Genomic DNA, 13,122 nt, shown 5'->3' on the forward strand with positions numbered 1-13,122 from the left:
GACCTCGGCAACGGTGGCAGCACGACACAGGTCGTGGACAGCCTCCTGGGCTCGGAGGGCGGGGAGCCTGCAGAAGTGGCAGGTGGTCCGGCGGTCCCGCGCGTGGAGTTCGTGACGGTCGACGTCGGCCCGGCAACTTGGAGCCGTCCCTACCAGGAGGTCGACCTTGACCTGCTGACAGAGGTACGTGACAGGTCGAGCAGTCAGCGAGGCATGTGGGGCGTGGAGTTGCAGGACCCCGATGCCCTCGACGTGGTGGCGGACGTGGCGCTGTGTGTGGTCGAGGTAGAAGGGCCTGTCGAGAAGGAGGTGATCTACACCCGGGTCCGTCTTGCGTGGGGCCTCGGACGAGCCGGCCAGGTGGTTCGCGACCGCATCGACCGTGCCCTTCGTCGCCTGCTCAAGCAGGGCAAGATCGTCCATGTCGGTACGGCCTACGACAGGCCCGGCCACGAGTTGGAGTTCGCCCGCACGCCGACGGCGCGGTGCGCCCGACGGGTGGCGGAGGTTCCCGTTGCGGAGCGGCAGCTCGTGCTCGGAAACGTGGTCGACGAAGGACCGGGCGTGCATCGCGAGGATCTGCTGCGGGAGGCTGCCCGCTTCTTCGGCTGGGCGCGGCTCGGCGCCGATATCCGGGACACGCTGACTGGTGACATCGACGTGTTGATCGCCGCTGGGTATTTGGTCGAGTCGGAGGGTGGCCTGCTACCTGCCGAGGGTTCCTGATGCGTTCGGGTGGGCTCTTCCCGTATCGGCCGGAGGGCCGGCCCATACGACAGGACGAGGCAGGCGTGGGTGTGATGTTCCGATTTCAACGGGGCGGTGGCCGAACACGGCCACCGGATGGCCGGAGTGGCGTATCTGCACAACGCCACCGAGTTCGGCGTGACCGGGCTGCGCGAGATCGAGCGTGATGGCCACGGTCTGCTCTTCACAGAGGAACGCCGCGGCGCATTCCTGGACCACCTTCGTACGAGGCTGAGCGACAAGCACCCGGGAGCCCGGGCGGCGGACGAACTCCACGCAGGCGCCACGGTGCCGTCGAAGCAGCTCATGTCCGTGGCCGCCGAGGAGGTGCGCGAACGCACGCAGTTCGTCCTCCTCGACGAGCAGCAGGTGGCATACCGCATGGTGCTCAATGCGGTGGAGAAGGCGAAGCAGGCAGATCGCAAGGAGGTCGTCATCGTCACCGGCGGCCCCGGTACCGGCAAGAGCGTGATCGCTCTCCAACTGCTCGGCGAGCTCTACCGGCGCGGGGTTCCGGCACTGCATGCCACCGGCTCGCAGTCGTTCACGAAGACGATGAGGAAGGTCGCCGGAGCCCGTAAGCGGGAAGTCCAGGACCTGTTCAAGTACTTCAACAGCTTCATGACGGCCGAGAAGAACAGCCTCGGTGCCCTGATCTGCGACGAGGCCCACCGTATTCGGGAGACCTCGGCCAACCGCTACACGCGCGCCGCGCACCGCACCGGCAGGGCACAGATCGACGAGCTCATCGACGTCGCCTACGTGCCCGTCTTCTTCCTCGACGAGCACCAGGTCGTCCGCCCCGGCGAGATGGGCACCGTGGCCGAGATCAAGGCGGCAGCGGCGAAGCGGGGCATCCCCTGCAGCGTCGTACCGCTGGACAGCCAGTTCCGCTGCGGTGGTAGTGACGCCTACCTGCGCTGGGTGGTCCGGCTCCTCGGCCTGGAGCCGGGCGGGCCGGTCGTGTGGGAACCCGACGACCGTATGCAGTTGCTGGTCGCAGAGAGCCCGCAGGAGATGGAAGCCTTCCTCCAGGCACGTCGGGCCCATGACTACGGTGCCCGTATGTCCGCGGGCTACTGCTGGCGCTGGTCCGCGGAACCGAAGCCGGGCGACCCGCTCCCGCCGGACGTCGTCATCGGCGACTGGGCCCGCCCCTGGAACCTTCGCGGTGACCGCTCCGTCTCCGGTGCTCCCCCGGCCGCCCTGTGGGCCACCGATCCGGCGGGCTTCGGGCAGGTCGGCTGCGTCTACACCGCCCAGGGCTTCGAGTACGACTGGTCCGGCCTGATCATCGGCCCCGACCTGGTCTGGCGTGGCGACCGCTGGATCACGGACCGCACGGCGTCCAAGGACCCGGTCTTCAAGAAGTCGACCCCGGACACCGACGTGGACCGTCTGATCCGTAATACCTACAAGGTGCTGCTGACCCGGGGCATGGTGGGCACGGTCGTGTACTCGACGGACCCGGAGACGCGGGAGAAGCTGCGGGAGCTCGCGGGTGGACCGGCACGTGTAGCCGTGCCGGTCTGACAGGACGGTTGCGTGCGTTCAGACGTCGTCAGAAACCCAGACGGGTGGATTCCGCTGGGTTTCACGCAGAAAGCGGTCGACGTCGAATCCGTGCTCCCTCAGCCGGTACCGTGCCGTGTCCAAGTGGTGGTTTTCGAAGAGTTGCCGGTACCACGGCAGGAGAACGAAGGCTTCGACGCTCAGCTCGAGGCGGCCGGCCTCCCACAGCGTGGTGAAACCGTCCGAGGCGTTGCCGCCGCGCAGGAGTTGCTTGGCAGCCCCGACGCCGCCCAGCTCACCCAGCATCTGCACGAAGCGCGTGGGGTTGTAGCCGATTTCACGCTTGAGGCGTTCGGCGCCCCTACGCATGTCGCCGTGGAACCGGTTCTCTGCTTCGCTCGGCATCTGTCCTGCCCCCTGACCTGGCGCCTGTGTCGGGATGAAGGGTCTCACTACTGACCCCTTCGTGGGGCGAGGAACAGAACGTCGACTCCCTGGCGGCAGGTGCCCTCGTGGATCAAGAGTCCGGGACGTCGAACAAGGGCTCCTGTGCGGCGGGAGGGGAGTACGACGTCACTTTGGGCCTGTTCTTCGAGCTGCGGTTGCGGACACGTGTGGTACGAGCGCGAGGCGTTTCCTCGCTTGTCTCCAGCCCCATCACGACGCTGTAACCCTCACGGGCTCGTTGCAGCCCCAGGTCCCGGAGCTGTTCGACGCTGGTTCCGACGGTTCCGACCATGCCGAGCTTCACCAAGTCCGTGAACTCCGAGCTGACGAGATAGCGGCCCACACGCTCATAGCTGATGATCCGCCCACCTCGCTCGCCGCGTGTGCAGTCGTCGTCCAGCAGCACACGGGCGTAGGAGAGGGGAAGGTACATGCCGTGTGCCAGGTCGGAGGAGGAGGTCGCGCTGTCCCGCCAGTAGGCGAACTTCAGGAAGCACGAATCCTGGGCAAGGCGCCATTCGTGCGGGCGCGTGGGCTCGAGGCTGAGCTGCGCCACCTTCTCCAGGCGGTCCATCTGCCCGCGAAGCTGTTTGTCCACCCGGTACTCCTTGCCTCGCGGGTCCAGCCGTTTGTACTGGACGAGGACGAAACTGTGGGTGGGATGGTGGTAGTAGATCATGTCGGTACCCAGTCGGTTCTCGACCGGGGTGGCGTTGACGTTGACGATCTCGAGTCGGCGTCCTGTCGAATCCTCCAGGACATGGATGTCACACAGCACATCGCTGAGCCGCCGCCAACCGTCGAAGAATTGCGACATGTCTCCGAGGCCGACCCGTACGTCGTGGTCGATCAGGCTTTGCTCGAAAGGTTCCGGGATGAGACCTGCGAGATACGTGTCATCCCGGTTGAGGGGGCGGTCCCAGGCAGCTAATGAGGAGTGGGGGAAATCGGTCAGGCGAGTGAGGGAATCCGCCGCGTCTTTCTGTTCCTGCCATGCGCGGTCCGCGGCATCGTCGGGCCTGAAGGCAACCGGATTGAGCCGGGCCAGCAGCCAGTCGATGTACGGCGTCAGCTCCGGGTGACTCTGCCGGAGCGCTGCCCGGAGGGCCTGCCATGTTTCTGTTCCGCAGTATCCCGCGCTCCCCGACAAGGCCTGCTCCACAGCCGCTCGATGGGTAGGGGAGAGGGCGGCGAGGATGCCTTCGGGGCCGTCGAGCGGAACTGCCTCCGGGCAACTTCTCATGGGCTCGATGGTGATGCTTCTGTCCACCGGTCCCACGGTGTTGATGCGCAGAACTGCCCCCACCCAGATGATGAAGCGGCCGCGTTCGGAGAACTCCGTGCGGCCGTTGTCAGCCGAGCCTGCCCTGTTGTCGCAGACAAGGAACGCTAACCGCGTCCCCTCGGGGGACGTGTCGAGTTCCGTGGGCAGTGCCTTCGTGAAACGTTGCGTGATGAGCCAGTCCGGTTCGTTCTTCGCGATCTGGCTCGGCGTGAGGGTCACTATGTAGGTCACGAGCCGACCCTACCGAGGGCGGAAAGGCTGGTTCTGATGCCGTGCAATGACCTAGTTCGGGATGTATGTCCTATACTCCCGTCCTTCATCACCCCTTCTCATGTCACAGGCACGGACTAGGATCGTCTTTCTGGGTCTGACCATGGGGAACGGCGACCCTTGAGGGACACAAGGAGCGGGGAACAGGCATGCGGGAAGGCCGGTGGGTCACGGTCACCGAGTCCGAGTTCGATCACGAACGCCGCGGCCTGGAGGCGATCCGGGAGAAGCTGCCGGACTCCGACCCGTGGCGTGCCTGGTCGAACTTCACGTTCACCGCGAACACCGGCCACGTCCGCGAGGTGGACCTGCTGGTCGTCGCCCCCGGCGGCGTCTGCATGATCGAACTCAAGGACTGGCACGGCTCGGTCACCTCCGAGAACGGCACCTGGGTGCAGACCACGCCCGGCGGCCGTCGCCGTACCCACGGCAACCCGCTGCACCTGGTCAACCGCAAGGCCAAGGAACTCGCCGGCCTGCTCGCGCTGCCCGGACACAAGCGGGTCTGGGTCGCCGAGGCCGTCTGCTTCACGGACAACAGCCTCCGTGTACGGCTGCCCGCACACGACCAGAACGGCGTCCACACCGTCCACCAGCTGGTCGAGATGCTCAAGCAGCCCCCGAGCGACGAGCGCCGCCGTATCACGGCGATCGGCTCCCGCGAGATCGAGGCGGCCCTCAAGAACATCGGCATCCGCAAGAGTGACGCTCAGTACAAGGTCGGCCCGTACGAGCTGGAGCGGAAGTCCTTCGACTCCGGGCCCACCTGGGCGGACTACCTCGCCCGCCACAGCGACCTGCCCGAGGCCGCCCGCGTCCGCATCTACCTCAGCGAGCGCGGCTCCGACGCCTCCCTGCGCCAGTCGGTCGAGAACGCCGCCCGCCGCGAGGCCGCCGTGCTGGGCCGCTTCAAGCACCCCGGCGCGGTCGAGCTCAAGCAGTACTTCCCTTCCGGGCACGCCGCCGGCCCCGCACTGATCTTCGACTACCACCCGGCCACCCTCAAGCTGGACGAGTACCTGGTCCAGTACGGAGAAAAACTGGACATCCTCGGCCGCATGGCACTGGTCCGCCAACTCGCCGAGACCATGCGCTCCGCGCACTCCAGCCGCATCCACCACCGGGCACTCGCCGCCCGCTCCGTGCACGTCGTCCCCCGGCCGCGCGGCGGCAAGGGCCGTGCCGTCGGGGAGGAGGCCGCCTGGCTCACCCCGCAGCTGCAGATCTCCGACTGGCAGATCGCCACCCAGCGCAGCGGGGACTCCTCCCAGGGCCAGGGCATGACCCGCTTCGCGCCGACCGCCCTGTCCGCGATGCACCTGGCCGACGACGCCGACGCCTACCTCGCCCCCGAGCTCACCGCCCTCAACCCCGACCCGGTCTACCTCGACGTGTACGGCCTCGGCGTCCTCACTTACCTGCTGGTCACCGGCAAGGCCCCGGCCGCCAGCCAGGCCGAACTGCTGGCCCGACTGGAGGCGGGCGAGGGCCTGCGCCCGAGCTCTCTGGTCGACGGCCTCTCGGAGGACGTCGACGACCTGGTGCAGGCCGCCACCGCCTACCGCCCCGGCCAGCGACTCTCCAGCGTGGACGAGTTCCTGGAACTGCTGGAGGTCGTCGAGGACTCCCTCACCGCCCCGGCCGCGGCGGCCCCCGGCACGGAGACGCCGGGCGAGGAGGACGAACCCCCCGCCGACAAGGACCCGCTGGAAGCCGTCGCCGGAGACGTGCTCGCCGGCCGCTGGGAGATCCGCCGCCGCCTCGGCACCGGCTCCACCAGCCGCGCCTTCCTCGTCCGCGACCTTCAGGCGGAGGCCCGCAAGACCCGCCCCCTGGCCGTCCTGAAGGTCGCCCTCTCCGACAACCGGGGCGAGATCCTGGCCCGCGAGGCCGAGGCCATGGCCCGCCTGCGCCCCCACTCCGGCATCATCCGCCTCGTCGAAACCGAGCCGCTGCACATGGGCGGCCGTACGGTCCTGGTGCTGGAGTACGTAGGCGACGAACGCGACGAGGGCGGGCAGGGCACCGAGGCGGCCGGCGGGCGCCCGCGCCGCCGTGAGGAGACCGTCGCCCGCCAGCTCCGCGAGAACGGCCGCCTCCAGGTCGACCAGCTGGAGGCGTACGGCGACTACCTCTTCGGCGCCGTCGACTTCTTGGAGGGCGAGGGCGTCTGGCACCGCGACATCAAGCCGGACAACATCGCCATCCGCATCCGCCCCAACCGCACCCGCGAACTCGTCCTCATCGACTTCTCCCTCGCCGGCTACCCCGCGAAGAACACCGACGCGGGCACCGACGGCTACCTCGACCCCTTCGTCGACGTCATCACCCGCGGCTCGTACGACTCCCACGCCGAGCGGTACGCCGTCGCCGTCACCCTGCACCAGATGGCCTCCGGCGAGCTGCCCAAGTGGGGCGACGGCAGCGTCCTGCCCCGCATGACCGACGCGAAGGAGTGGCCGTACCCGACGATCGCGGCTGAGGCCTTCGACCCGGCCGTCCGGGACGGTCTGGTCGCCTTCTTCCAGAAGGCCCTGCACCGCGACGCCGGCAAGCGCTACCCCGAGCTCAAGCCGATGCGGGACGCCTGGCGCAAGGTCTTCCTCGACGCCTCCCAGACGGTCCCCTCCAGCCACCGCACCCGCGCGTCGGCCCCGGCGGCTCCGGCGCCGGGGGAGGCGCTGCCCGCCGCGGGCGCCGCCGCGGCGATCGCGGACGCCGAGCCGGAGACCGCCGAGCAGCAGCGCGACCGGCTGGCCGCCGAGGTCACGCGGGACACCCCGCTGACCGTCTCCGGCCTCACGCCCGCCGCCCAGTCCTTCCTCTACGGCCTGGGCATCACGACGGTCGGCGAACTGCTCGACTACAGCCGCCGCAAGCTCGTCAACGCCCCAGGCCTCGGCGCCAAGACCCGCAACGAGGTCCAGCAGCGGCAGCGCGAGTGGGGCGAGCGGCTGCGCGAGGCGCCGGTATCCCCGCTGACGCCGAAGGGCCGGGCGGAGGCCAAGGAGGAGCTGGACCAGCTCACGGCCGCCGAGTCGGCGTTGGTGGGCCACCTCGCGACGGGCGATTCGGCAGGCACGCTGCCTGCCCGCACCCTGCGCTCGGTCAGCCTCGACACCCTCGCCACCGTCTTCGTGCCCGCCGTCAACAACAACGGCTCCAACCGCAACAAGGCGGAGATGGTGCGGCTGTTGCTGCGCCTGCCCGACGAGCACGGGGTCCTGCCGGACATCGGCGTCTGGCCGAAGCAGAAGGACGTCGCGGACGCTCTTGCCCTGAGCCACGGCCGTATCCCGCAGATGCTCAAGGAGGAGCGCAAGCGCTGGAAGGCGGTGCCCGCCGTCCAGGCACTGCGCGGGGAGATCATCGACCTGCTGGTGAGCATGGGGCGGGTCGCTTCGGCGGTGGAGATCGCGGACGCGTTGGCGGTCCGGCGCGGTACGCATCTCGCGGGGCGCGAGCAGCGGCGGGCGATGGCGCTGGCGGCGGTGCGGGCCGTGGTCGAGGTGGAGCAACTGGAGCCGCAGGAAGCCGAGTTCCAGCACCAGCCGAACCGCAAGGCGACGGACGAGTCCCTGGGTGCCGGCCTGCTCGCGCTCGACGTGCGGGAGACCGACGGTCCGGACACCCCTACCGCGCCGGGCTTGTTGGAGTACGCGACCCGTCTCGGAAAGACGGCTGATCGGCTCGCGAGGCTGGACACCCTGCCGACGGCGGCGACCGTGCTGGCCGAGCTGGGCGCGCTGACGGTGCCGCCGGGCGCGGTGGACTGGGACGAGCGGCGGATGGTGGAGCTGGCGGCTGCGGCGTCGGTGAACGCCGCGGCCACTCCGCGTCTGGAGATCTATCCGCGTGACCTGTCGCTGGTCAGGGCGCTGCGGCTCACGCAGGCGGGGCTCGTCCGCTGGATCCCGGGCGTACCGGAAGGGCGGCAGCCGGGTCTGACCGGCGAGGACGTGCATGAGCGGGTACGCGCTCGCTTCCCCGAGCTGGTCGTGGTGGACGGGCGGGGCGGTGCCTCCCACGAACTGCCGACGGCCGGTCCGCTGACGAAGGCCCTGCGGGACGCGGGCTTCGAACTGTCGCTCAACATGCGCGACGACACGGGGACGCTGCGATACCTGCCGACACGGGTGGACGACGCGTCCAGCTACCTCACGACTGGTGCCTGGCGGCAGTCGACGCGTACGGGCGCGGTGACGCGGTACGCGGACGACCCGCAGCTCGCGGGCGCGGTGCGCGCGGAGGAACGGCTGCTGGCGTCGGCCCGGCGGGACGGGTTCCGCGTGCTGACCGTACGGCAGCAGTTGGTGCGGGACGCGGTGCGGGAGCTGGGCGCCGAGCGGCTGGGCGCGGGTGCGCTGTCGGTGACCGAGCTGTTCCTGGAGGCTCTGCACGCTCAGGTCACGCCGGGTACCAAGCCGACCTGGGAGACCCTGCTCAAGGCGGACGCCGCCGAGCCGGGCTCGAAGGGCGCGGTGCGGTTTGCGGAGTACGTGCGGACGGCGTGGGGCGTGGTGGAGCCCCGGGTTGCGGAGCTGCTGGGTGACGGTGGCGATGGCGGGGCCGGTCCTGTGCTGCTGACGGAGGCCGGGGTGTTCGCGCGGTACGACGCGATGGGCGTCCTGGACCGACTGGCGTCGGCGGCCCGGCAGGGCGGGCGAGGCCTGTGGCTCCTGGTCCCGCAGAGCGACCCCTCGCGCGAGCCCCGGCTCGGGCAGGTGGCCGTGCCGTACCAGGCCGGCCTGGGGGAGTGGATTCAGCTTCCGGACACGTGGGTGGGCAACGCCCATCGCGGGTCCGGCGAGGGTGTGGCAAGTGCCAGCGCCAGTGGTGTCGAGGGAGACGCGAAGTGATCGACCGCAAGGCTCTGTTGGAGGACCTGAAGAAGCAGGTCAAGGCGGTCGAGACCGACCTCGGGCGCCAGGTGAAGGCGCTGGGGGAGGTCGGTGCGCGGCTGAGGGGCGAGTACGACCAGGCGCGCAAGCTGGGGCGTACGGCGGCGACGTGGACCTCGTGGCTGGACGAGCGGGTCACGCAGGTCGCGGTGGCGTGGGTGCTGGGCACTGTGTTCGTACGGTTCTGCGAGGACAACCGGCTGATTCCGGAGCCGTACCTGACGGGGCCGGACGGGGATCGGCGGGAGTTGGCGGAGTCTCGGTACGACGCGTATGTGGAGTCGGATGAGGATCCGACGTACCGGGGGTGGCTGGAGAAAGCGTTCGAGGAGCTGGGGCAGGGGCAGGCGGGGCGGCTTCTTTTTGACAAGCGGCACAACCCGCTGTATCAGGTTCCGCTGTCGCATGACGGGGCGCGGGAGCTGGTCGAGTTCTGGCGGGGGAGGGATGAGGCGGGTGTCCTCGTCCATGACTTCACCGATCCGCTGAACGAGGACGGTACGGAGGGGTGGGACACGCGGTTCCTGGGTGACTTGTACCAGGACTTGAGTGAGGCCGCGCGGAAGACGTATGCGCTGCTCCAGACGCCGGAGTTCGTGGAGGAGTTCATCCTCGACCGGACGATGAATCCTGCGGTGCGGGAGTTCGGGTACGAGGAACTGAAGATGATCGACCCTACGTGTGGGTCGGGGCACTTTGTGTTGGGGGCGTTTCGGCGGTTGGTGCGGCTGTGGGGAGAGGGGCAGCCGGGGAAGGACGTGCATGAGCGGGTGCGGGCTGCGCTGGACTCGGTGCACGGGGTGGACATCAACCCGTTCGCGGTGGCTATTGCTCGGTTCCGGTTGCTGGTTGCGGCTATGGCGGCGGGTGGGGTGCGGACGCTGGCGGAGGCGGCGAAGTACGAGTGGCCGATTCAGTTGGCGGTGGGTGACTCGCTCATCAAGGCTCGGCAGTTGGAGTTGACGCTGGGCGGGGTTGAAGGAGAAGAGGGTGATCCTCTAGCTTCCTTTGCCTACTCCACAGAGGATGTACATAAATATCCCGGTATTCTTCAGCGGGGGCGTTATCATGTGGTAGTTGGTAATCCTCCATATATTACGGTTAAAGACAAGGGATTGAACGCACTCTATCGGGAACTATACAGTTCTTGTGCGGGGATTTACGCACTTTCCGTCCCCTTTGCTCAGAGGTTCTTCGAGTTGGCCAAGCGTGGCGCCGGAGATGGGCTCGGATATGGGATGGTTGGGCAGATCACGGCCAGTTCATTCAGTAAAAGGGAATTTGGTAAGCGCCTCATTGAAGGATTCTTCGCCAACGCAGTAGAGTTGACTGAGGTAATTGACACTTCCGGTGCTCACGTGCCTGGGCATGGGACTCCGACAATTGTTCTAATCGGCAAGAATAGGTCAGGAGGTGGCCGTGCGGTGACGATTAGAACTGTAAGAGGCGTGCATGGTGAGCCGCGCACGCCAAAGGATGGTGAGCCCGGTCTTGTCTGGCAAGCGATCTTTGATCAGATCGACGTGCCGGGTTCCATTAGTAACTGGGTCTCTGTTGAGGACCTGGATCGCAAGCAGTTCTTCGGAACTCACCCATGGATCCTGGCTGATGGCGGTCGTGAAACTGTTGAGTCTATCGAGCAAAATTCAGGCGGGACTCTGAAAGACGAATGTATCCGCGTCGGGTTCGTGGGAATGACTCATGCAGACGACGTGATGATTCGTCCGAGTCGCTCTTGGTCGCCCGAAGTTGCCAAGTTCCTTACCCCAACAGCTGCTGGCGATGAGTTGCGCGACTGGGGACTGGTTACCGATAATGCCGCATTCTTTCCCTATGGTTCCGATAGGGAACCCAAGGTTGTTCCGTCGTCAGTTCTTAAGTCTGTCGATATTTGGCCTTATCGCACCGAGTTGGGCAGTCGAGCTACTTTCTCCGGCAAGAATTACTTTCAATCGGGTAGGCCGTGGTGGGAGTGGCATCAGCTTCCGAAGGACCCATCATCTAACCCAACGTACCTTGCTTACGCGTTTGTTGCGACCCATAACCATTTTGTGTGGGATAGGAAGGGGACGGCTTTCAAGCAATCTGCCCCTGTTGTTAAGTTCTCCCTCGATGTCGGCAATGAGGATTTGTCGAACATTCTCGCCATTCTGAATAGTTCAACTGCGGGTTTCTGGCTAAAAATGCGCTGCCATAACATGGGGAGTACGGTAGATTCTAAAGGGGCTCGGCAGAGTACGATCCCATTCGAGGACTTCTATCAGTTCAATGGGGCCAATGTAGAGCGATTTCCTCTTCCGGAAAGGCGTCCGACTGCTCTCTCGCAACCTCTGGATTCCCTGGCGCAACTGCTTCCTGCTGCGGCGCCTTCAGGGGTGGCGAAGATTGGGCCTCCCACGCTCAGTGCTCTCCGGGAAGCAAGGAAAATCTGGGAATCCAATCGAGGTCGCATGATCGCCCTCCAGGAGGAACTCGACTGGCAGGTCTACTCCCTCTACAAGCTCCATCCAGAAGACCTCCGTGTCTCCGAGAACCCCGACGACCCGAACATCCCTGAACTCGCCCTCGGCGAACGCGCCTTCGAAATCGTCCTTGCTCGTCGCGTAGCCGCAGGCCAGGCCAGCGATGAGTGGTTCAAGCGGCACAACTCCAAGCCCATCACGGAGATCCCCGCCCACTGGCCCTCTCTCTATAAAGAGATCGTTCAGAGGCGCATTGACGTAATCGAGTCGACCCGTGCCATCAACATGGTCGAGCGCCCCGAGTACAAGCGACGCTGGGCCACCGAGGGGTGGGATGCCCTTCAGGAGAAAGTCCTTCGCTCCTGGCTTCTCGACCGAATGGAGAACCGCGACCACTGGTTCGACGAGAACGGGCAGCCCACCATTCTTACCCTGGCCCGTCTCACCGACGCCCTCTCCCGTGACGAGGACTTCGTCTCCGTGGCCAAGCTCTACGCGCCCCGCAAGGAGCTTGCCAAGGTCGTCGCCGAGCTGATCACCGACGAGCATGTGCCGTTCCTCTCCGCCTTGCGCTACAAGCCTTCCGGCCTCAAGAAGCGCGCCGACTGGGAAGAGGTCTGGGACCTTCAGCGCAAGGAGGACGCCGCTCCCGACGAGCCCGCCAAGCGGAAGATCAGGGACTCCATCCCCATACCGCCGAAGTACACCTCGGCCGACTTCCTCCGCCCCTCCTACTGGAGGGCGCGCGGCAAGCTCGACGTGCCCAAGGAGCGGTTCATCTCGTACGGGCAGACCAACGCCGCCACCCCCGAGCTGTACGGGTGGGCCGGCTGGGACCACCGGGAGCAGGCGCAGGCCCTCGCCACGTACTTCACCAACACCGCGCTGTCCACCGAGGAGATCACGCCGTTCCTCGCCGGCCTGCTGGAACTCCAGCCGTGGCTGTCCCAGTGGCACAACGAGTTCGACTTGCTCTACAGCGGCTCCCCGGCGGACTTCTTCGCGGGTTACCGCCAGCAGAAGCAGGGCGAGCACGGACTCACCGACGACGACCTTCGCAACTGGCGTCCCCAGGCTGCAACCCGAGGCCGTCGCCCTGCAGTGAAGAAGTAGCCGGAAACGACTCGGCGTTGTGCCCGCACGCCGATGCCGAGTCTGCTGGACGAGGGGCCTCCGGGCGTGTGTGCGGGTGGCCTCCGGTCGGTACGCGCAGCACCGCCCAGACGGTCTTGCCCGGAGCGGTCGGTCGAGGGGTGACGCCCCAGTCGTCTGCGAGGACGGCGACGAGGTGGAGGCCGCGGCCGGACTCGGACAGGGAGTCGGGGGTCGGGGGAGTGGGCGGGGGCTGCTTCTCGGCTCGGGTGTCGGTTACCTCGATGCGGAAGATGCCCTCGGCCAGGTTGAGTCGGAGATGGAAATCCCGGCCGGGGATGTGGCCGTGGCGTACGGCGTTGGCGCTGAGTTCGGCCGTGATGAGGGTGAGCGTCTCGTTGGCCGG

At 67.0% G+C, this 13,122-nt stretch carries 6 protein-coding genes and 1 pseudogene; 4 read left to right on the plus strand and 3 right to left on the minus strand.

Annotated elements, in window-relative coordinates; translation table 11 throughout:
* Positions 1-33 precede the first annotated feature (33 nt).
* Both JF597_RS23495 and JF597_RS23500 read left to right on the plus strand, forming a co-directional pair.
* Positions 34-726, plus strand: a complete 693-nt coding sequence (locus JF597_RS23495; RefSeq protein WP_293998004.1) for a DUF3320 domain-containing protein — start codon at positions 34-36, stop codon at positions 724-726.
* Between the two features lie 81 nt (positions 727-807).
* Positions 808-2,280: pseudogene (locus JF597_RS23500) on the plus strand (DUF2075 domain-containing protein); the annotation flags it as partial.
* A gap of 18 nt (positions 2,281-2,298) precedes the next feature.
* On the opposite strand, the gene JF597_RS23505 reads toward JF597_RS23500, so the two are convergent.
* Both JF597_RS23505 and JF597_RS23510 read right to left on the minus strand, forming a co-directional pair.
* Positions 2,299-2,664, minus strand: coding sequence for a hypothetical protein (locus JF597_RS23505; RefSeq protein ID WP_293998007.1), 366 nt, complete (start codon positions 2,662-2,664; stop codon positions 2,299-2,301).
* A gap of 112 nt (positions 2,665-2,776) precedes the next feature.
* Positions 2,777-4,222, minus strand: coding sequence for a hypothetical protein (locus tag JF597_RS23510; protein WP_293998009.1), 1,446 nt, complete (start codon positions 4,220-4,222; stop codon positions 2,777-2,779).
* Between the two features lie 188 nt (positions 4,223-4,410).
* Here JF597_RS23510 and pglW point away from each other — a divergent pair, with 188 nt between their 5' ends.
* Positions 4,411-9,120, plus strand: coding sequence for a BREX system serine/threonine kinase PglW (gene pglW, locus JF597_RS23515; RefSeq protein ID WP_293998011.1), 4,710 nt, complete (start codon positions 4,411-4,413; stop codon positions 9,118-9,120).
* Entirely contained in the window at positions 9,117-12,737 is a 3,621-nt protein-coding gene (gene pglX, locus JF597_RS23520; protein WP_293998013.1) for a BREX-2 system adenine-specific DNA-methyltransferase PglX, read from the plus strand. Before pglW ends, pglX begins: the two co-directional genes overlap by 4 nt.
* Here the strand turns inward: pglX and JF597_RS23525 are convergent.
* Positions 12,664-13,122 (minus strand): ATP-binding protein (locus JF597_RS23525; RefSeq protein WP_293998015.1); only part of this gene is annotated, 459 nt, incomplete at its 5' end. The two genes, pglX and JF597_RS23525, sit on opposite strands and share 74 nt — an antisense overlap.

It is taken from the genome of Streptomyces sp. (assembly GCF_019510245.1).
In the GTDB taxonomy this organism is placed as follows: Bacteria; Actinomycetota; Actinomycetes; order Streptomycetales; family Streptomycetaceae; genus Streptomyces.